The organism is Pirellulales bacterium (assembly GCA_036499395.1).
Lineage (GTDB): Bacteria > Planctomycetota > Planctomycetia > Pirellulales > JACPPG01 > JACPPG01.
The window spans coordinates 300784-320202 of record DASYDW010000068.1; the positions used below are offsets into that span (position 1 = coordinate 300784).

Genomic DNA, 19419 nt, shown 5'->3' on the forward strand with positions numbered 1-19419 from the left:
ATTTCGGTTGTTGGCCATTGATATCGATGGAACGCTGGTAAACAGCCGGGATCAATTGACGGCGCCCACCCGCGCGGCGCTGCGCAAGGCGGTTGCGTCTGGCATTCGCGTCGTGCTGGCCACGGGGCGTCGTTACAGCCGCGCGCTTCCCCTGGTCGAGCCATTGTCGCTGGACGTCCCACTGGTCACGGCCAGTGGCGCCCTCATTAAAGACCCACTCGACCATCGCACATTGTTCCGCGCGTCGTTTGCGCCGGGCGTGCTCGAAGAGGCATTGCGAATGGTCGACCAGGCGGGCTACGACCCGTTGCTGTACGCCGACACTTACGCCGAGGGGTTCGATCTTTACTGCCGGCGCACGCAGGTCGAGCAGCCTGAGCTGATGGAGTTTTTCGAGAGGAATCCTGATTGCCACCGCCTCTGCCCCGAGTTGGTTGCCACTCCACCGCCGGGTGTTTTCTCGTGTTTTGCGATGGGGCCGCGGGAAGAAATGATGGCCCTGTGCGGGCAATTGGAAGAGCGTTTTCCGGAAGACCTTTATGTACACGTGCTTCGCAGTCCGCGCTATGCGGGATACATGTGCGAGATCGCTCCGGCCGGCGTGACGAAATGGAGCGGCATCGAACACCTGGCGCACGATTGGGGAATCGCCGACGCAGAAATTTGCGCCGTCGGTGACGACGTGAACGATATCCCGATGATCCGTGCCGCGGGCTTGGGCGTAGCGATGGGAAACGCACAGGACGAAGTAAAGGCCGCGGCCGATCGGATCGCTCCGGGGCATGACGAAGATGGGTTGGCGGCGGTTGTCGAATGGCTGCTGAACTGAGCTGGGCGCATTCGGTTTCACACCCGTCTCGGTTCCAGACTTCCGGATATGAGGTAGGTTTGACCGTTCGGTTTGCCACAGCCCATAATGGGAGTTGGCACCATCGTTTTAACGCCTCACCCCCCTGCCCTGCCCCGCGCCTGTGAAGCTTTTTCGCGAACTGGCGGAGTTTCCCTCCGAATTGCGCGGCGGCGCGATCGCGATTGGCAATTTCGACGGCGTGCATCGCGGTCACGCCCGAATTGTCGAGCAGCTTTTAGCCAAGGCGCGCGGTGTCGCCGGTCCTGCGGTGGTATTCACCTTCGACCCGCACCCGGTGCGACTATTGCGCCCGTCCGAGGCTCCGCCTCCGTTGACGTGGACCGATCGCAAGGCGGAATTGTTGGCTGCACTGGGCGTGGACGCCATCATCGCCTATCCCACAGACGAGGCGCTACTGCACCTCGACGCGCAGCAATTCTTCGACGCCATCGTGCGCGGCGCTCTGGATGCGCGGGCGATGGTCGAGGGCCCCAATTTCTACTTCGGCCGCGGCCGGAGCGGGACGATCGACGTGTTACGTCGGCTGACGGCGGCCGCTGGGATCCAGTTGGATATTGTCGATCCGGTCGTGATCGACGGAGAAATCGTTTCCAGCTCGCGCGTGCGGCAACTACTCTCTGCGGGAAAGGTCGACGAGGCCGGGCGGTTGCTCACCAGGCCCTATCGGTTGCGGGGCATGGTCACTCACGGCGCGGCCCGGGGAAGCAAAATCGGCTTTCCGACCGCCAATCTCGCGGCGATCGACACGCTTCTGCCAGGTCTGGGGGTTTATGCAGGTTTGGCCTGGCATCAAGGGCGCTCCTGGCCGGCGGCCATCAACGTGGGACCAAATCCGACCTTCGGGGAACAGGCGCTCAAGCTGGAAGTCCATTTGATCGACTTTAGCGGCGCGCTGTACGGACAACCCCTCGAGGTTGACTTCCTGGGCCGACTGAGGGACATTCACCCGTTTGCCAATATTGCCGAGTTGCAGGCGCAACTCGGCCGCGATGTCGCAGCGGCACGACAAATGGCCGCGGCGTATCGCACATGAGGGTTGACGAACTAAGATAGGTTTTTGATCTCGCACTCGAGGGTTTGCTTGGGCAATGGCAATTGACTGGCCACGTTTCGTGGAAGTGGTGCGGGAGCATCATCGTTTCATACTTACCAGCCATGTGCGCCCGGACTGTGACGCGCTGGGAAGTGAACTGGGTATGGCGCAGGTGCTGGAAGCGCTGGGCAAGGAAGCGCTGATCGTCAATGCGCAGGCGACGCCAGCGAACCTGGCGTTCATCGACCCGACGAATCGCATTCAAGTTCTTGGGCGCGATGTGTCCCTCGCCGACCTGATGGATTACGACGGTCTGATGGTGCTCGATACGAGCGCTTGGGCGCAGTTGGCCGAGATGGGCGATGTCATTCGCGCCACCAAGGCCAAGAAGATCGTGCTCGATCATCACATCAGCAGCGACGATCTGGGAGCCGAGGTCTTTCGCAATGTTAAGGCCGAGGCCACTGGTCGATTGGTCCAGGAAGCCGCCCGCGAGTTGGGCGTGGCATTGACCCCCGAGATTGCGACGCCGTTGTTTGCCGCACTGGCCACCGACACCGGGTGGTTTCGTTTCGCGTCGGTCAGTGGTGAGACCTACAGTTTCGGGGGACAACTCGTCGAAGCGGGAGCCCGTCCGGATGCGATTTACAACGCGATCTACGAACAAGATACGCTAGCGCGCGTGCAATTGCGCGGCCGAGTGTTGGCCCGAACCCAGACTGAACTCGATGGCCGATTGGTTTTCACTTCGGTAACGCGCGAAGACTTTGGCGCCACCGGCGCTGCCGCCTCCGATACCGAGGACGTGGTGAATCTGACGCTGGTGATCGCGGGCACGGAAGTCGCTGTAATCTTTGTCGAGCAGCAGGACGGGCGAGTCAAAGTCAGCTTTCGAAGCCGTGCCGGTTTGGATTGCAGCCGGATGGCCGAAAATTTTGGCGGTGGCGGACACAAAGCGGCGGCCGGCGCGATGGTGCCGGGGCCCTTGGCCGCGGCCGAGCCGCGCGTGCTTGACGCCGTGCGCGCAGCGATGCGATAATTCCGCCGTCCGACCCGCCTGACATCCCACCGCGTACGAAATCCAACCGAAGGTCCATTCGTCAACTATCCGTATCGGCTGCCGTTGGCGGCGCGAAAACGGAGATTCGAAACGCCTGGCGAACTTCAGCACACCGCATGTTTTCTGGCGGCGTTGCTTAGGGCCGACGGAGCGATGAAAGGAGTCGCTTGATGCCAGCTTCGCAGAGCCCCCCCCTGCCCTCTTCACCGCCGCCCGTCGCAGAAGACGGACGACGCGGATTCTTTGCCCAAGCAAGCGCCGTCGTAATCGGCGGGTTGCTTGTCGTATGTCCGTTCCTGGCCGGCTTGAGCGTTTTTGCCGATCCGTTACGGCGAAAGAGCGGCAATGGGCAATTCTTGCGAGTGGCTCGACTCGATGCTTTGGCCGAAGACGGTGCGCCGCGTCGTTTTCCCGTCGTGGCGGATCGTCGCGACGCCTGGACCAAGTATCCGCCGGCGCCGATCGGCGCGGTGTTTCTACGACGCGTGAAAAGCCCTGCCCAGGTTGAAGCGTTCAACGTGATCTGCCCGCATCTGGGGTGCTCGGTGTCATTCAACGCACCACGCGACATATTCCAATGCCCCTGCCACACCAGTGCTTTCGATGTCGAGGGACAGGTGCTTTCCGGTCCCAGCCCGCGCGGGCTCGACACGCTCGAATGTGAAATTCGCGACAATGGTTCGGGGAGCGAAATCTGGGTGAAGTTTGAAAATTTTCATACGGGCCGTACGGATAAGGAGCCCAAGGCATGAAGGCTCTCGTTCGCTGGCTCGATCATCGCACAGGCATTGCCGGCTTGCTGCATGCCGCCCTATACGAGCACGTCCCCGGTGGCGCGCGATGGCGCTACGTGTGGGGAAGCACGCTGGTATTCGCTTTCACGGTTCAGGCTATCACCGGGATGTTCTTGTGGATGGCGTACGCGCCTAGCAGTCAGACGGCCTGGGAAAGTGTCTATTACATTCAGCACGAGATGCAAGGTGGCTGGCTGTTGCGCGGCATACACCATTTCATGGCGCAAGCGATGGTCGTGCTGTTGGCGCTGCACTTGATGCAGGTCGTGATCGATGGCGCCTATCGCGCGCCGCGCGAGGTCAATTTCTGGCTCGGCCTGGTGCTGATGCAGATCGTGCTGGCGCTGTCGTTGACTGGCTATCTGTTGCCCTGGGATCAAAAAGGATACTGGGCCACGATCGTGGCGACGAATATCGCCAGCATCGTGCCGGTTGTTGGCGAACAATTGCAGCGGCTAGTTGTGGGCGGACCTGAGTACGGGCATCACACGCTGACTCGCTTCTTTGCCTTGCACGCCGGAGTCTTGCCCGCCTCGCTGGTCGGGTTTTTAGTTTTGCACGTGGCGTTGTTTCGACGTCATGGCCTGCATGCGAAAGTGCCGTTGCGCAACCGCGATGGTTCGTTCTGGCCGGACCAGGTGCTAAAAGATGCCGTGGCATGTCTAGCAGTGTTGGCTGTGGTCTTGTTTCTGACATTGTTGCCGGGCCTGCGCAGCGAACAGGGGATCGGTGCGCTGGTGGCGTCCGATCGGGCGGGAGATGTGCTCGGCGCGGAACTGGGTGCGCCCGCCGACGGCGCGACGCCCTACTCAGCGGCTCGACCCGAGTGGTACTTCTTGTTCTTGTTTCAATTCTTGAAGTTGTTCGAGTCGAATCCCGAGACGGGCGAGTTGATCGGCGGGATCATCATTCCCGGCGCCGTCATGGGGCTGTTGTTCCTGATGCCGCTCATCGGGCGGTGGAAGCTGGGGCACCGCTTCAATATCGGCATGCTTGCCTGTCTGCTCGTGGGCGTTGCCTTGCTGACGGGGCAAGCGGTGTGGGCCGATCGGCAATCACTCTGGATAAAAGAGCCGGATGCCGACCAGGTGCGGTCTCATGAGAAATGGAACCTGTCGCACGATTACGTTCAGGCGGTCGAGCAAGCCGAGGCGGCCGCGCACCGCGCCGTAGAACTTGCTCGTGGGGTTGAGATTCCACCGAGCGGTGCATTGTCGCTACTGCGCAATGACCCCAAGACACGTGGCCCTGAGCTTTTCGAGCAGAATTGTGCCGCGTGTCACAGCCATACAGACCCGTCGCTGGGTGGTCTGGTCGCCAAGGATCCGAGCGCTCCGGACCTGTTTGGCTTTGCCAGTCGTGCGTGGATCGCCGGTTTGCTCGACCCCGAAAGAATCGCGACGATCGCCTACTTTGGTAACACGTCCCACAAGGACGGCGACATGGTGAGCTTTGTCCAGGGAGACGAGTTCAAAGGGCTCGACGCGAAGCAGCGGCAGGAGATCGCCGCCGCGCTGTCGGCCGAAGCGAAGCTACCGTCACAAGCCGCGGTGGATGCCAAGGATATCGCGATGATCGCGACCGGAGCGGAATTGATCAAAGGAAGCGCCGGCTGCACGAACTGCCACCATTTTCAGGAAGCAGGCGATCTGGGTAGCGCGCCGGATCTGGCCGGATACGGTTCGGGCGAATGGCTGATCGGCATGATCAGCAATCCGGAGCATGCGCGCTTTTACGGCGACAAAAACGATCGCATGCCCGGATTTGCCGTGGGGGACAATCCCGATCAACATCGTCTGACCGCACAGGAACTCGGGCTGATTGTCGATTGGCTGCGAGGCGAATGGTACGAACCGGCCGAGGTTGCTGCCGGCGACGAACACTCGACGAGCCAAACGCCGGCAGTACCGTAACGGGACGCGCCCGTGGGCTCGAATGGCACTCCCCGCGATCCGCCTGCGCCACCGGAGCGACGGTGCAAACCGTCGGAACATTCGCTGTTTCGGTCGGCATAATCGCTACGCCCGCCATCCCAGGTAAAGTTCCGCGCCCGAGCGCGACGACGCTGTTTCATGGCGGCGTGTTGCCGCGGCTGATCGTTCGATGGTGCGGGTGCGGCAATGTGGTGTAAGAACTGTCGACAAGAAGTTCCGGCTGCGCTTGGCGCGGGTGACGAGCAGGCAGGCTGTGTGCGCTGCGGCGCCCAGCGGTCGGGGCGCCCCGTTCGCTCCCACGCGATCGCGGCCATGGCGAGACCACATTCTGCACGCCCGATCACAACGAGCGCGCTTTGCGAGAGCGGCGCGCAGTCCTCGGCTTCGATCATTTGTGATTTGCCAACGGTGACCATTCGCGCACCCCTCTCGGCATTCGATACCTGGGAGCTGGAAGAGCAATTGCGCCATGTCGACCGTATTCTTTCCGGCGCGCGATTTTCGACGGAAATTGCCGACGACGTGTCCGAACGCAACGGTACGGATTCTACGACTCGGGCGGCCGCGATGCAGGTCGCGGATGCACCTGCGAAACGGGTACGCCGCAATCGCTCACGCATATCCTGGACGATTGTCGCCGTGGGGGCAGGCGCCTTGGCGTGCGGAATAACGCTCCTATGCGCCGGGGCCCTCATGGGACGCACTGGATGGCAAAGCGTCGGCCTGCCCATGACCCTACTGGGACAGGTGGCGTTGCTCTTGGGCATGATGTGGCAAATGGAACTGGTCTGGAGCGGCAAGCGTGAAACGGCCAGCAAGCTCTATCGCTTTCAAAAGCGATTGGTCGATCTCGAGGTGCTCGCCGCCGAGTTGGCGCCGGAAGAATCCGAAATGCCGCCGGCCGCCGCGGACGAACAGCGGCTCATGGCCGAGTTAAAGCAGCGGCTAGACCTGCTCTCGCATCGGTTGAATTCGCCTTGCGGCTGAGCACTCAGCGTTGCCGAGTACCAGCGAGCTGGATCCATTTGCCAACAGCGCCCTCACTTCCGAATTGCCGTTAGTCGGGCGTACTCGTGTCGGGCGACTGGAACCGCGATCGATATAGCATCGTCTTGTGGAATCCCGTACTGGGATCGCGCGTTTCGAAAGAATAGCTTTTTAGAGGGCTGAAGACCGTGTAGCCCTCGGGATCGACTTCGTATCCGAACGGAGCCAGAAATAACGGATCTGTAGGAAGCTCGGTCAGGTAGTTCGGCACGAGATCGGCGAGCTGATGTGGTGGCTTGCCGTGGTCCCTGTCGTAACGAGTAAGTGCCACGGCCAGCACGACCACTCGACCGGCGGCCCAAGTTCCAGCAAAGGCCATACGCATTGCGCCGACAGCTGGGATTAAAAGTTCGGTGACAAGATGGCCCTTGATGTCTTCGTCGATCGTCCAATACTCGCCGGCGGCGACCGCCTGTGGGTAAGGCAGTTGCAGGTTGTCGCTCGATTCCTGGATGGCACGCAGAAACGCCAATTTGTCTGATTGGTAGTACCAGGTCCGATACAGCCAGTCTTTTTTCACCCAGGCAATGCTAAAGGTTGCGATGCCGCCGACACGTTCGCCACGGAATCCCCAAAAACAGTCTGCCGCCAAGTCGCTCTCTTGGCTCAACGTGGATTGCAAAGTCGCGAGATCGACCGCCGAAAACAGGCCCGACGGCAGCAAATCCTTCACGACGATATATATCTGATTGCGGAGACCGCATCGCTGAAGTAGTCCGATCGTGCAGGGAACATGTTCAAGCGTACGCGTCAGCGCTAAGCCGGCACACAGTGATCGTGCCGCAGCCGCGCCATCGTCCCGGCTAGCGTGCAGGCGCGCTTCGGCCGCCAAGCATCGACAGGTGGCAAGCAAGTCATCGGGAGGACTCCGACGGAATAGGGCGAGCGCGTTGGGGCTGTCACCCTCGCGGGTGTCCCACAGGGCAATCCTCACAAAGCCGGTCTCGGCATCTTGGACCAGCGGGAGGCGTACGCTCCCGTCAGTCACCGCCAATTCATGCAGCTTCGAGAGCGTTTCGGCCTGCTCGTTGAGAAAAGTCTCGGTGTAGGGGTTGTTGTCCTCCGATTTTCGGACCGCGTTGCCGATGATGGCGCAGCACTCGAGCCAACGATCGGTCAGGTCTGTTCCCTGCGCGTCGGCTTGATAGGCCGTGACCAATTCATCGAACGTCAGAGGCTCTCCTCGAACACGCAGCGCCGCAATCTCGGCGCGCAACGCCAACCAGTCGCGCCCCTGTTTCACGGCAAAGCCGCCGAATGCCAATGCGACGATGATCAGGGCCAAGGTCCGTCGCGTTGGCAATCGGTCCCGAAAGCTTCGCGAGGAAGTAGTGGGCGCTACGGCGCTCATGCCGAAAGACTTCCGTCGAGATCGCGTTGATACGTCATCATCTGCCCCGCGAACAGACCGAAGCCCAGACCGTTCCTGCTCGGGCGAATTGAAATCGCCTCACGTGCGTCAGATAAGGCCTGCGACGGCGCCCCTGCGAGACTATGGTTTCTTGAGCCAGGTCGTCCGATTGGCTGCCGCGGTCAGGCCGCCCTCCATGCGTGGAAAACCGACGCCGGAATAGTTGTAACTCCATCGCCGGCCGGTTGAACTGGTGTTCATCGGACGGCGGCCTCGATAGCTGCGCGTCGTGGCGGGAGCGCGATAGGCCGTACGAGCGGTGGCCGGAGCGGCAACGACGGCCTGTTTTTGCGGGGCCGACTGCGGCTTAGCGGCCGTGTCGTCGGCAGCGGCAAACGTATGGCCGGCGGACAATGTCGAGGAGATAAGCACCAGACCGGCGAACCAGCGAGCGATGGGACGGGACATGAAAAGTTCCTTCGAAGTTAGATGCCTTGCCGCTCCTATCTATTTATACGCCGTCACCGGTGGGATTCACAGGTCGAGGGCTGTAACAAGGTTTCGCTTTCGACCACCCCAATAGAGGAGCCTTTCGTCGGTTACATCGTGGTGGCGCAACACTGGCGAGGCAGAATCGGCGTGGCTGCCGGATTGCTAGCGGCCAAAAAGGCCCCGTTTTTTGCACGATCGGCATAACCGCTACAGTTTGCCAAACGCCTAGGTCGATGATGCCGATGCGGCGCGTTTCGAATTGCCAGCAGTCGACGCAGGCGACACCTGTTGCCCACCATCGCGATGTGCCATTCCTGGCTACGAATGCCGCAGGCTGGACTGCCCGGTGCTCGTCCGCTCGAGCGTTGCCAGCGAACCGGAGCAGCTCCGATTGCCGAATCGCTGAAAACCATGCGAAGTCTCCTGCTCTTAATCATGATCGTCGCAGGCAGCGGATGCACGCATCGGCAGCTTTCGCGGAGCATGATTCATCAAGCGAGCACGATTATGGGGATCGAGTATCAAATGGTGCTCGACAACATGGCGATGCTGTCCGTGAACCCCGCGATTTTGCCCTGGGCCATCCGCATCAATGACGGGACAGTGCAGGTCAACGACGAGGGAGGTATGCCCGAGTTGGGCGTGCAATGGGGTAGCACGCCCGGGTTTACCCGCGGCATTCGCGCCGTGCGGAGCGTCACGGAACAGTGGGGCGCGCACCCGATTACGGATCCCCTTGTCGTTAAGACGCTGCAAGACGTCTATCGCCAGGCAATGGGCTTGCCGCCGGCCGCGGACCCTCCTTTGCTTGCGCAATTGTCGGCGAGCGCCGATAGCCAAGAGCCGGCCAAGGGCCAAACGGCGGAGACAAGTTCACCCGCCGGTCCGGATGCCGATCGGTCCTCAGAAGAACTACCTCCAGGACCATCCTCTGCGGGCGCGAACGTGTCGGACGTGGCCGACAACCTGGGCTATGCAGGTTCGCCCCTGGCGCAGATTCGTGGTCAGCTTGATGTGCCTGTTGGTTGGTTCTGCGTCGGTTGTAAAAGAGACGTGCCCAAGGACGCCTGTTTCGTCGGTCACTACTGCGACCGATACGTCTGGGTCATGCCCGATCGCGTGGAGGACTTGAGCCATTTCACATTGATCGTGCTGGGGATTACGAAGCACGGAGTTTCGAGTGGACCGGGACGTGGTTTGGCCTACGTGCGACATTGATTGCGCCGCCGAGGCGAATGGCGTTGAGGCCGCGCGAGGTGTCATGCTTCGACTATGTGTGCGGCCGGCGAATTGCGATTACAATCGTGGTCGCGATTTTGCCCGCATTTGTCATTCTTGCCATTGAGCCGCTGCCATGACTTCGGTGCTGCTTCCCATCGTTCTCGCCGTGGCCGCGGTGCAGGCCGCGCCCGATGCGCCCGGCAAGTATGCTGTTGGCATCTCGCGGCTCGATCTGCGTGACGCGTCGCGCGATAACCGGCGCCTGACAAGTGACGTGTGGTACCCGGTGGATCGATCCGCCAGCGATCCCTCGACCGGAACGAAGCGCGACGCCCCGTGCGCCGATGGGACCTTTCCGCTAGTCATCTTTTCGCACGGCGCAAGCGCGACCCGGCAGCAGTCGACGTACCTGACCGAACACTGGGCCAGCCACGGCTACGTGGTCGTCGCCCCCGATCATCAGTTCAACACCGTGTTCGATAATCGCGCCGAGCACGGCATCCAGTCAGGCATCGATCGTCCGCAGGATTGTTCGTTTGTGATTGACCGGATGTTAGAGCGCAACGGAGACGCCGCCGATCGGCTCTGTCAGCGCATCGACCCGCGGCGAATCGGCGCGACGGGCCATTCCTTCGGCGGCTACACGGCCCTGGTGCTGGCCGGCGCCACGGTCGACGCCCAGGCGGCGCGGGCCATGTTCGGCAAGGAACTCGCACAAGGAGATTTCTCGCATCCGGACCAGCGCGTGAAAGCGGCGATTGCCTACGCACCGATTGGCCCGCCACTGTTGTCTGCAAAGAGTCTGGCTGAGATCCAGATTCCGGTGCTGGTCTTTGCCGGCACGCACGATCTGATTCTGCCGCTGGAGAAGCACCAATTGCCGCTGTTCGAGAACCTGGGCGGCCCGGCGTTTCTGGCCACGATCGAAGGGGGCTCGCATTTCTGCTTTAACAACGCCGCTTTCACCAGCCTGGCGCGATTGGTCCGGACCGACAAGATGTTGGAAGAACACGTCGACCGCGCCGCGGCCGACGCGATCGTCAAACGCCTGTCGCTGGCCTTCTTGAATCGCTATGTGGCCGGCGACGAATCGCAGGGCGTCACCGCGGACGAGTCGTCCGTGCTGTCGCTGCGAACGCGCAACGTTGTGGCACCGGCGGCGCCGGTTCCGCATTAGAAACGCGATCGTTGGCGCAATTTCAGCGGTTATTCGGCCATACGACCACGATGCGCTGCACGCATGCCGGCACGTTAGATGATTTGGCGATTACCAAGTGTTCAAGAGAGTGACGCCAAGGGCAACCAGATTTACCCGTCCTTGCGCGCCCGTTGCGCACGGAACAATTTGGGTAGCTTGACGATCGGCCGAAGTCGCCTCAAACTCTTACTGCATAACACTCCGGCCGAGTGGCGGAATAGGCAGACGCACGGGACTTAAAATCCCGTATCGGGTAACCGGTGTGCGGGTTCGATCCCCGCCTCGGCCATTGAGTTACGACGACCGTAAGCGCACCTGAAAAGTGCCAACAGTCCATAAACAGTCCACATCGAATAAGGGCAGTCCAATGGCCTCCGAGGAATTCAAGAAGCGGATTCGCGAAGCTGTTGAAAGTGCTGCTGAAAGAGACCGGGAGGACCAAGAAGCACGGAAGCTCGAAGAAACTCGCTCGCGCGAACGATGCAGGGCTGCCGAGGAGAAGGCAGTCGAAATCATGACCGAGGTTGTAATTCCGGTCCTCGCGGATACGACGGCCGCACTTGGCGTTCCGGGATCTCCGCAGAAAAGTCACGTTGTCGGGCACCCATGCGTCTCGACGCCCACCGTGATCGCTAAGCAGGGGCGATCAAAATGCATAATGGTCGCCATTTTTGCGCAAGGCGAAGTCGTGCATCTGAGGAGTGGCGTCGCCGCTGGCACCCCGGCCGGATCAACGCTTTCCTTCGATCGAGACACCAAGGACCGCTCGTATCCGAACGACGTCAGCCGCGAGAAAGTCTTGGTCGACCTCGAGTTCGACCTGGGCGGCCCAGTTCTGACGCATTACTTGGACTTTTAAGACGTCGCTTTGCGGAGGACGTCCGGCACGTACACGTCGGCCGCGGCCTCCTGCATCCTGTTCGCCAGGCTGATATAGCCTAGTGTCGTCGAGAACGCCTTATGCCGCATCTTGCGTTGCAAGGTCGGTCCATCGAGCCGCGTGACGTTTAACGTCGCATACGCTCGCCTGAGAGCGTGGAAACCGTACGTGCCACAGGCGGCCGTGCATTCGTGCTTGCTCGCATCCGGGCATGGCAGCTTGATCCCGGCTGCGGCCTGAATCCGTCTGAACTCTGCCCAAAGCGTGCAGCGCCCGGCCGGCCATTCGAAAACGAGACTCCCGAACCCGGCAAGCCCCTTCATGTGGTCGAGAGCAGCCTTCGGCAGATGATCAAGGTCGTCTCGATTCCCTTTGCAATTCTCGGCCCTGATCGTCACGGCGCCGGTTTTGAAGTTCACGTCGTCTCGCCGTAGTGAGAGAATTTCACCAATCCGCCAGCCAGTGGTCATGGCGACGCACAATAGGGCCCGCCACCAGTCGGCCGCCGGATAGTTGTTCGTGGCGGGAATCGTCGCCGAGTCGCAGACGCTATAGATGGCCGTGAAGTGCTCGGGCGTCATCACACGTCCGACGCGTTGCTGCTCGCGAACCCGGTGGAACTTTGGCACAACGGGTAGATAGCCCCACTCGTGCGCGATGCGCAGCGCGGCTTTCAGATGGCGCAGCTCTCGATTGCAGGTCGAGGGCGAAAGGGTCGCACCCGGCTTCGCTCCCGGTTGAAGCATCCGATCGGCCGAATACGCGTCGATCGTCTCGGTCTTGATCGCCGATACTCGAGTCGGCTTGCTGAGCTCCTCAAACTTATCGAGCGTCTCGCGGATGATGCGCTGCGTGCTCATTGCCAGTTGGGGAACGATCTTCTCTTCGTACGCCGCTCGAAAATCGGCCCAGGTCTTGCGGTTTGTTGCTTGGTAGACCCCCGCCGCGAGTTGCCCCTCGATTTTGCGGGCGAACTTCTCGGCCAAGCTTTTCGAGCCGATGCGCTTACGCTTCTTCTTGCCGTCTGGCTCATAAAAGCCGACGTACCATGGGCATTTCTCGCCAAGCTTCTGCTTCTGGCGATGGTCTTGGAATAGCCAGGCCTTCAATGGTCACCTCCTCAAATTGCTGCGGCAGCGACGCAAAGCAGCGCCACCGAAAGGATAATCAATAAGCAGCCTGACGATTTCGGCTTTGCCTTGGCCGCACCTTTGGACCGAACGTAGTTCGGCCGCGGTTTCGACTTCAGCGCTAAGCTTGGAATCACGGTTTCAGGTCTGACCGAAAGCTTTTCGTCAACGATGACTCGCCGACACTTCTCAGCCACTCGATCGGACGGCGCGAATTCGAGCGCAAGCACCACGAACAATTTAATCCACCGAATCGCGTCTTCGGATTCCGTAAGTCCGCTGTCGACGATGGTCGCAGAATAGTCGCAGCCTCTTGCGGGGCTTCGAAATGACATCACCATTGCGGCGTCTTCTCGAGGTAAGTATCCCAGTTGCTCGCCGTTGGCGCGGAGCACTCGAATCGCGTTTGCATCATGCCGATTTCCGTCCTCGTGCTCTAGCAGGACGGCCTCGCCCAAATGAGATTCGCGAACGATCCGCTGGCGACGAGTGTTGTTCGAGTTCTTGAAAGAAACTCCTGCGACGGATGAAACGAATGCGGTCGATTCGATCGGCGAGATAGTTTCCGGGACGGTTCCGTCCTTTATTGCCACACGACGTACGTCCTCTTCGTCGTCGGCGGTGTACCGACGCTGTCGCTTTCGTCCCGAATCCTTCCCCTTGCCCGTGACTTCGAACCAAGCCATTTCAACCCCCGTCTAGAATGACATTAATTTCTGCGCTGCTCGCTGTTCGGACGTGTCCGCGCTCTTGAACTTCCGCTTTCCGGTCATCGGGCAGATATATCGCAGCGTATAGCTTTCCCGGTCTGCGAACTTCATCACCGTCACTTTGATCTCGTCAGCCATGATTCACCTTTCGTGCGGCGGCTTGTCGAGCTTGTTGAGCGTGACGCGGATCATGCGATTATTGGCCACCCTTCAGGATTCTCACCTGGCGACCTGGCCGCACTCCGTTGCGGCCTTCGATCGTCAGATCAGCTAGGATTCACCGACCGAGCGTCCAGGGCCGTTTTGCAAAGCCGGTCCTGCGGGTTCTATCAAACAACGATCGAGCGGTCGCGCTTCCATGCCGGCTTCGCCAATTCGTGCCGTAGCCGCTTCGAAAGCCTACCGACGCTTATGATTGCATAGGCACGGCCGCGGGCGATGCGCTCCTGCGACAACACGTGACGGTCCTCCAACCACGCGGCCAAATCAGCCATGCGCTCGGCCGTCCAATTCGCCGGACCGATACCGTACCACGCGATCAATGGGGCACGTCCATCGCGACCGTCGCTCCACTGCAGAGCACCGTCATACTTCAGCGATCGCCATTTGGCCGGTCTGTTGTGCTGCTGGGCACCAAGCTCCCAGGCCGCAATAACACGGGCCGCTGTCGAAGGATGCCAGTCAGTTGGGCTGCCGTATGGGTCGGGCACGTATTCCTCGGCCGCGACGAATTCGCATTCGAGCGGCATCGACAGGTTAAGAGCGAGCGGCGCTAGGGCACCAGCAATTGCAACCTTCAACGCCTCTCGGCGGGTAATGTGGATCGTCATACCGCACCGCCGATCGGCGCCGCGCGCGGATCGAACAGTATCTCCGCAGCCTGTTTCGGCTTCACCACCGAAGGGGACAGGTAACACATCGTCACGCGGCGCGCCGAGTGGCCGAGCAGCTCCGTGGCATTACCGCCGGCGGCCTCAAAGTAGCTGGCTGCCGACCTTCTCATTCGGTGAAAGCCACTCGCCCGATCCGTGGCGAGCCCCGCTCGTTGGCGAATATGTCGATAGCGCGGCCACAAATCCCCGTGGGTATACGGCCAGGGAAAAACCAGCTTGCGACGTCGACTGTAAATGGCCTTCAGAGCGTCGATTGCCTCGGGGGGCAACTCGGTCGCCTTGTCGGCCGTGCGTCGCTTTCTAAACTCGGCGGGCACGATCAGCCAGCCGCTTTCAAGATCGATGTCTGACCAGCGTAGTTGCATGACGGCGGAAATACGCTCGGCACTCCACCAAAGAACATGGTGCAAGGCGACCCACCACAGCCCCGCCGGGACGCCGGCAATCTTACCGGGCTCTTTGGCCAGGGCGGCGAACAGCCTCGCCAACTCGCTTTGAGTCCAGACCTTGGGAATCCTCGCCGGCACCTTCAACTTCCCCACGTCGGGGAAGGCGTCGACGAATCGTTTGCGGGCCGCTAGTCGCCACAGCGCCAGCAATCCGCTCCGTGCGGTATTTGCCGTCGAGGGCGTCCATCCATGTTTCATAGCCGATGCTAGGAAGCAGCCTACCTGATCATCTTCGAAGTCCGTCAGCAACGGTTCGCGGCCCAGGAACCGCGCAAAGGCGTCGACCGTCGTCTTGAAACGGTGTTCTGTACATGGTGACGAATGACGTAGCCTCAGCGGCCGATAAAAATGAACGTACAGTTGACGAACTGTTAGTGGCGCCTCGCCCTTCGCGACGGGCTCGATCGCGGCTTGGTTCCACAGTGAGCGGCGTCGCGGACGGGATACTCGCTCTATTCGCGGTCGTACGGCCTTAGGCCACGGACCGACAAGGTCCAAGTCGTAGGCTAACTTCCATACGCGTTTGATGTAACGTCGCAGAGGATGCGATTTGCAGGCCTCGAGCGATGTCGGGGAAGTCAGATCGCTGACCGCCCAGCCGCTGCCGATTTCTTCAACGGCTCGCCGGTACTTGTCCAGGTCGGCGGACTCTCCCAAGAACAATGGCGCGAAGGCCTGCCGGTAAAACTCACGTAGCGGCATCTGCGGCGTGATCCCGACTGCCAGCCTGTGCCAGATCACATGGCGGAGCAGCGTCATAAACCTGCGACGGTGCTCGTAGACCGTGGCCGGCGACCTACAGGTTGCAACAAGTCGATCCAAAAACGGATTCAACTTATTGATAGTGAGATCGGCAATCGTGGCCGGTCGACCGAGCGCTCTGGAAAACACGGATGCCAGCCCCGTCAGGTGCCCATTGTTGCGCGCCGTTGCGGTCCGGTTCCTTTGGTCCGCGCGCGATGCGAGATAGACGGCGACGTAATCGGAAAGCAAGGTTTCTGGGCCAATATCCGCTGTTACCGGGGCCCGGGGCTGCCTTTTCGTCTTCATGCGGCACCCCCTTTCGGCGCGGCGCCCGGGCTGAACAGCATGCCGGCGGTCTGCTGCGGTTTCACGATGGCCGGCGACAGATAGCGCATCGTCACGGCGCGGGATGAATGGCCGAGCAGCTCCGTGGCGTTACCGCCAGCGGCTTCAAAAAAGCTGGCGGCCGTTTTGCGCATGCGGTGAAAGGAACTCTTGGCATCGATCGGCATCCCCGCCCGCTTGCGGATCTCGCGGTATACGGTCCAAAGATATTCGTCTGAATGGGGCCACGGGAAAATGAGCGTGCGACCAGGATTGCGGATTGCCCGCAACGCTTCGAGAGCGGCCGGCGGCAGCTCTGTCGCCTTGTCGCTCGTCTGGAATTTTCTGAACTCGGCGGGCACGATCAGCCAGCCCGTTTCAAGATCGACATCGGACCAGCGCAGCTGCCGCACGGCGCCGATGCGTTCCGCGGTCCACCAGAGCAGTTGATGCAAGGCGACCCACCACAGGCCCGCCGGGACGCCGGCAATCTTACCGGGCGCCGCGTACAGCGCCGCGAATAGACGCCGCAGGTCAGTCTCGCTCCAAGCTTTCGGAATCCGCACGGGCTCCGTTAGTCTCGTCACGTCGGGGAATTGCTGCACGAATCGTTTGCGAGCCGCGAAGTTGAACAGCGCCAGTAGGTGACTCGCTGCTTTGTTGGCCGTGGCGGTCGATCGCCCGCGCTGCACAATCCAACTGAGCAGCGCGCCGATCACTTCATCGTCGAAGTCGGTCAACAGCGGCTCTCTCCCCAGGAAGCGTTCGAACGAATCGATGTTGATCTTGTATTGATAGTCCGTCTTTGGAGATGCAGCACGCAGCTTGAGCGGCCGATAAAAATGAATGTACAGTTGACGAACCGTCACCGGCACGTCGCCCTTCGCGACGGGTTCGATCGTGGCCCGGTTCCACAGTGAGCTCTTAACCTTGCGACCATCATCAGGAATGTCAGTAACCAAGTCCGCTTCAAACGCGGCCCGCCACAATCGACGGATGTAGTGACCGTACTTCTCGCGGGTGCTACGGCTCTTGAAACGCTTTGCGATGTAGGCGGAATACCTAGCGAACACCTCGGTGTTCAAGTCGCATAAGCGGGGCTCCCGGCCGAGGCAGTCCGCCAAAACGTTGATACCGCACACGTAGTTCCTCGGCTTGATCGTCCTGTCGATGCCTGGCAGAAAAGTGCTGCGATAGAAATCGCGAAGTAGGGGACTGCTTTTGGGTCTTCCTCTCGAGGGTGCTGTGGCCATGAAGGGTGGCACCTTTCTTGCGCTCCCTGAACGGGAGAGCAAATAAAAAGGTCCCGACCCGAGACAGCGGTAAGAACGGCGCACAGAATACGCCGCCGCTCGGTCGCCCGAACGTATGCACCTTTTGGGCGCGCACACGCGGCCGCTATCTTGGGCCGGGACCTGTTTTTTCTGTGGAAAGACATTCTTATTTGTCTCGCCCGAAGCTGGCCACCAAAGAGGACCAGCCGCGGTTCTGTGTTGCGTGCCGATCGCGGTTTCTTATTCCACGTTCGACCCCCGCATTCTGGTTGCGTTGGTCTGGATTGTCAATGAGAATCGCGATCTGCTTAATCCACACTGATTGCCCCTGCGTTTTTGCGGCGGATTATAGAACCGCGTACGCAGCGCAGGCGCAGACGCCCATCGCCATTCCGATGCCGAAAGCTAGGTATAGGCCAAGCCATAATTCGCGGGTCGTTATCACATGAGGACAACGATGGAAGGTGCGAGCATTATTTTCGGCCTCATCTTCACCATCACGACGGTGCTCGGCGCGCTCGTTTTTTCCGATGGACATCATCGGGACACCGGTCTTTGGATCGTATTTGTCGGCATCGTATGCGGAATGGCTGGCGGATTTTGCTGGTATCAGGATCGCCTCTGGAAGAAGGACGATGCCGCGGCAGAAGTTTCGGCCGCTAAAGAGAAGGCTGCCGGCGAAATCGTGCAATTGCAACAACAAGCATTGGAAAAAATCGCCACGTCCGCAAAGGAGCGTTCGTCGCGCGATCCCGGCCTATCTTTGAATCTATTAATTCGAATACCAAATAAGGATTTGGATCGTAGGAAATACATCTTGGAGCTGAAGGGGATCGGAAAGGAGAGCGCGTCGATATACATTTCTGCGGATAATGTTTTCACATTTGCACTGGTTGATGAATCCGGTGAATCCCATCCGTTAAGGCTCGGCTTGGGCAGTGGTGGGATACCGATCGACACGCCGTTCTATCTTGCCTGTGAGGGGGGAGTCGGAAGCCAGTCAACCTCACTGCGAATTTTGGTTGATGGGAAGCAGCTTGCGGTCGCAGAATTGCCGTTTCGTGTTGATTTTACGGGATTCAATATCGATGAGGGAACATTAGGCTCGAATTTGGCTGGTAGCGATGGAGGGTTTTTCGATATTTTTCAACTTGTCATTTACGCTGCGACTCTCCCCGATTCCGACGTTTCGCGATTAAAAGAGTTCTTTGAGGGCCGGAAAAATGGAGGCTTTGCCACGTTCTCCGGTGAACAATCATTACGTACGAGCGGAGTCGTTAAGCCCGGCAACTGAGCGGCCCGGTTTTGCGTGCCGGGCCGCTCGGTAAATTGTCAAAGAACGTCCGGGGAATCGATTCACTACGCCGCAGCCACAGCGCTCTCAGCTTCGGCTACGGCCTTCTTCAGCCGCGCCGTGACTTGCTTCAGCAGCTCGGTCGCAGTCGTGTTCGACGTCAATCGGAAGGCCTCCGGCTCGCCGACGAACCGCAGCCGATTGTTGAGCACCGTCGAATTGACGTCGGGATTGTGCCAGTTGTCCTCGAGGACCGTGGCCAGGCCAACTTTCAGATCGAGCTCGAAATCGAGCAGGCCCGAATGGTTCTCCCGGGGCAACTCGAGCGTCAGCAGAAGCCGCGTCCCGCCCATGAACATGCAGCGGGCCGCAAGACCGTGCTCGAAGCCGCGCTCAATCTTAAGCACGCCGGGGCTGCGATCGTCGCTGCCGAAGTCGTCAACGAGCTGCAGGCCATCCACGATGCGCTGAAACTCGCCGCGGATGAACGCTCGAATCAGACCTTGCGCCGCTGACCTGCAGCGAGCAATAATTGCCCTCTGCAGGTGCTCACGCGTATCGCCCTCGTACGCTTGCTCAAGCCACACCTTCTTGAAAATGTTTTCCGGTGCCATCGTCCAACGTCCTCCTTGCTTGGGGTAAAAAAAGGGATTTAAAAACAGTTACTTGGCGTCAACGAGGTGTCGCGCCGTAAAGTGTTGTCCGCAGTCACAGACGAAA

19 protein-coding genes and 1 tRNA gene are annotated in these 19419 nt (G+C 60.2%); 11 read left to right on the forward strand and 9 right to left on the reverse strand.

The genetic code is table 11. The annotated features are described in order from the left end of the window. Positions 1 to 10 precede the first annotated feature (10 nt). The 6 genes from VGN12_13880 to VGN12_13905 all read left to right on the forward strand — a co-directional run bounded on the left by VGN12_13880 (position 11) and on the right by VGN12_13905 (position 6679). Positions 11 to 829, forward strand: a complete 819-nt coding sequence (locus VGN12_13880; protein ID HEY4310536.1) for a Cof-type HAD-IIB family hydrolase — start codon at positions 11 to 13, stop codon at positions 827 to 829. A 142-nt stretch (positions 830 to 971) separates the two neighbouring features. Beyond that, positions 972 to 1904, forward strand: coding sequence for a bifunctional riboflavin kinase/FAD synthetase (locus VGN12_13885; protein ID HEY4310537.1), 933 nt, complete (start codon positions 972 to 974; stop codon positions 1902 to 1904). 55 nt (positions 1905 to 1959) lie between these two features. Next, a complete protein-coding gene (locus VGN12_13890; GenBank protein HEY4310538.1) occupies positions 1960 to 2943 on the forward strand; it encodes a DHHA1 domain-containing protein in 984 nt (327 codons plus the stop codon). A 191-nt stretch (positions 2944 to 3134) separates the two neighbouring features. Next, on the forward strand, positions 3135 to 3716 hold the full coding sequence (locus tag VGN12_13895; GenBank protein ID HEY4310539.1) for a ubiquinol-cytochrome c reductase iron-sulfur subunit: 582 nt from the start codon (positions 3135 to 3137) through the stop codon (positions 3714 to 3716). Further along, on the forward strand, positions 3713 to 5671 hold the full coding sequence (locus VGN12_13900; GenBank protein ID HEY4310540.1) for a cytochrome b N-terminal domain-containing protein: 1959 nt from the start codon (positions 3713 to 3715) through the stop codon (positions 5669 to 5671). Before VGN12_13895 ends, VGN12_13900 begins: the two co-directional genes overlap by 4 nt. A gap of 429 nt (positions 5672 to 6100) precedes the next feature. Then, entirely contained in the window at positions 6101 to 6679 is a 579-nt protein-coding gene (locus tag VGN12_13905; GenBank protein ID HEY4310541.1) for a hypothetical protein, read from the forward strand. Between the two features lie 70 nt (positions 6680 to 6749). Here the strand turns inward: VGN12_13905 and VGN12_13910 are convergent, their stop codons facing one another. After that, a complete protein-coding gene (locus VGN12_13910; GenBank protein HEY4310542.1) occupies positions 6750 to 8024 on the reverse strand; it encodes a hypothetical protein in 1275 nt (424 codons plus the stop codon). A 207-nt stretch (positions 8025 to 8231) separates the two neighbouring features. Then, positions 8232 to 8558, reverse strand: a complete 327-nt coding sequence (locus VGN12_13915; protein HEY4310543.1) for a hypothetical protein — start codon at positions 8556 to 8558, stop codon at positions 8232 to 8234. Between the two features lie 435 nt (positions 8559 to 8993). Between VGN12_13915 and VGN12_13920 the strand changes: the two genes are divergently transcribed. The 4 genes from VGN12_13920 (at position 8994) to VGN12_13935 (ending at position 11860) form a co-directional block, all read left to right on the forward strand. Beyond that, positions 8994 to 9800 (forward strand): hypothetical protein, encoded by an 807-nt coding sequence (locus VGN12_13920; protein HEY4310544.1) that lies wholly within the window; start codon positions 8994 to 8996, stop codon positions 9798 to 9800. A gap of 136 nt (positions 9801 to 9936) precedes the next feature. Continuing rightward, positions 9937 to 10980, forward strand: coding sequence for a dienelactone hydrolase family protein (locus VGN12_13925; GenBank protein HEY4310545.1), 1044 nt, complete (start codon positions 9937 to 9939; stop codon positions 10978 to 10980). Positions 10981 to 11204: 224 nt separating this feature from the next. After that, a tRNA-Leu gene (locus VGN12_13930) sits at positions 11205 to 11290 on the forward strand. Positions 11291 to 11515: 225 nt separating this feature from the next. Continuing rightward, the gene (locus VGN12_13935; GenBank protein ID HEY4310546.1) at positions 11516 to 11860 is read left to right on the forward strand and encodes a hypothetical protein; all 345 of its coding nucleotides are present in this window, start codon (positions 11516 to 11518) and stop codon (positions 11858 to 11860) included. Here the strand turns inward: VGN12_13935 and VGN12_13940 are convergent. The 6 genes from VGN12_13940 to VGN12_13965 all read right to left on the reverse strand — a co-directional run bounded on the left by VGN12_13940 (position 11857) and on the right by VGN12_13965 (position 17384). Then, positions 11857 to 12990: a tyrosine-type recombinase/integrase gene (locus VGN12_13940; GenBank protein HEY4310547.1), complete on the reverse strand. Its 1134-nt coding sequence runs from the start codon at positions 12988 to 12990 to the stop codon at positions 11857 to 11859. The genes VGN12_13935 and VGN12_13940 overlap by 4 nt on opposite strands. Before the next feature lie 11 nt (positions 12991 to 13001). Further along, positions 13002 to 13697 (reverse strand): HIRAN domain-containing protein, encoded by a 696-nt coding sequence (locus VGN12_13945; protein ID HEY4310548.1) that lies wholly within the window; start codon positions 13695 to 13697, stop codon positions 13002 to 13004. Positions 13698 to 13709: 12 nt separating this feature from the next. Next, a complete protein-coding gene (locus tag VGN12_13950) occupies positions 13710 to 13859 on the reverse strand; it encodes a hypothetical protein (GenBank protein ID HEY4310549.1) in 150 nt (49 codons plus the stop codon). A gap of 191 nt (positions 13860 to 14050) precedes the next feature. Next, positions 14051 to 14551, reverse strand: a complete 501-nt coding sequence (locus tag VGN12_13955; protein HEY4310550.1) for a hypothetical protein — start codon at positions 14549 to 14551, stop codon at positions 14051 to 14053. After that, positions 14548 to 16113 carry a site-specific integrase gene (locus VGN12_13960; GenBank protein ID HEY4310551.1) on the reverse strand — a complete coding sequence of 522 codons (1566 nt, stop codon included), beginning with the start codon at positions 16111 to 16113 and terminating at the stop codon, positions 14548 to 14550. Before VGN12_13960 ends, VGN12_13955 begins: the two co-directional genes overlap by 4 nt. Beyond that, positions 16110 to 17384 carry a site-specific integrase gene (locus VGN12_13965; protein HEY4310552.1) on the reverse strand — a complete coding sequence of 425 codons (1275 nt, stop codon included), beginning with the start codon at positions 17382 to 17384 and terminating at the stop codon, positions 16110 to 16112. The genes VGN12_13960 and VGN12_13965 overlap by 4 nt, the downstream gene beginning before the upstream one ends. Positions 17385 to 17862: 478 nt before the next feature. On the opposite strand from VGN12_13965, the gene VGN12_13970 reads away from it, so the two are divergent. Next, on the forward strand, positions 17863 to 18699 hold the full coding sequence (locus VGN12_13970; GenBank protein HEY4310553.1) for a hypothetical protein: 837 nt from the start codon (positions 17863 to 17865) through the stop codon (positions 18697 to 18699). Between the two features lie 65 nt (positions 18700 to 18764). On the opposite strand, the gene VGN12_13975 is transcribed toward VGN12_13970, so the two are convergent. Further along, positions 18765 to 19313, reverse strand: a complete 549-nt coding sequence (locus VGN12_13975; GenBank protein HEY4310554.1) for a hypothetical protein — start codon at positions 19311 to 19313, stop codon at positions 18765 to 18767. Between the last annotated feature and the right edge of the window lie 106 nt (positions 19314 to 19419).

Excerpts from the sequence above, each read along its gene's own strand:
- VGN12_13955 (HEY4310550.1), bottom strand. The coding sequence starts at position 14,551 with ATGACGATCCACATTACCCGCCGAGAGGCGTTGAAGGTTGCAATTGCT.
- VGN12_13950 (HEY4310549.1), bottom strand. The coding sequence starts at position 13,859 with ATGGCTGACGAGATCAAAGTGACGGTGATGAAGTTCGCAGACCGGGAA.
- VGN12_13890 (HEY4310538.1), top strand. The coding sequence starts at position 1,960 with ATGGCAATTGACTGGCCACGTTTCGTGGAAGTGGTGCGGGAGCATCAT.
- VGN12_13970 (HEY4310553.1), top strand. The coding sequence starts at position 17,863 with ATGGAAGGTGCGAGCATTATTTTCGGCCTCATCTTCACCATCACGACG.
- VGN12_13975 (HEY4310554.1), bottom strand. The coding sequence starts at position 19,313 with ATGGCACCGGAAAACATTTTCAAGAAGGTGTGGCTTGAGCAAGCGTAC.
- VGN12_13900 (HEY4310540.1), top strand. The coding sequence starts at position 3,713 with ATGAAGGCTCTCGTTCGCTGGCTCGATCATCGCACAGGCATTGCCGGC.
- VGN12_13915 (HEY4310543.1), bottom strand. The coding sequence starts at position 8,558 with ATGTCCCGTCCCATCGCTCGCTGGTTCGCCGGTCTGGTGCTTATCTCC.
- VGN12_13965 (HEY4310552.1), bottom strand. The coding sequence starts at position 17,384 with ATGGCCACAGCACCCTCGAGAGGAAGACCCAAAAGCAGTCCCCTACTT.
- VGN12_13935 (HEY4310546.1), top strand. The coding sequence starts at position 11,516 with ATGACCGAGGTTGTAATTCCGGTCCTCGCGGATACGACGGCCGCACTT.
- VGN12_13960 (HEY4310551.1), bottom strand. The coding sequence starts at position 16,113 with ATGAAGACGAAAAGGCAGCCCCGGGCCCCGGTAACAGCGGATATTGGC.
- VGN12_13945 (HEY4310548.1), bottom strand. The coding sequence starts at position 13,697 with ATGGCTTGGTTCGAAGTCACGGGCAAGGGGAAGGATTCGGGACGAAAG.
- VGN12_13895 (HEY4310539.1), top strand. The coding sequence starts at position 3,135 with ATGCCAGCTTCGCAGAGCCCCCCCCTGCCCTCTTCACCGCCGCCCGTC.
- VGN12_13920 (HEY4310544.1), top strand. The coding sequence starts at position 8,994 with ATGCGAAGTCTCCTGCTCTTAATCATGATCGTCGCAGGCAGCGGATGC.
- VGN12_13925 (HEY4310545.1), top strand. The coding sequence starts at position 9,937 with ATGACTTCGGTGCTGCTTCCCATCGTTCTCGCCGTGGCCGCGGTGCAG.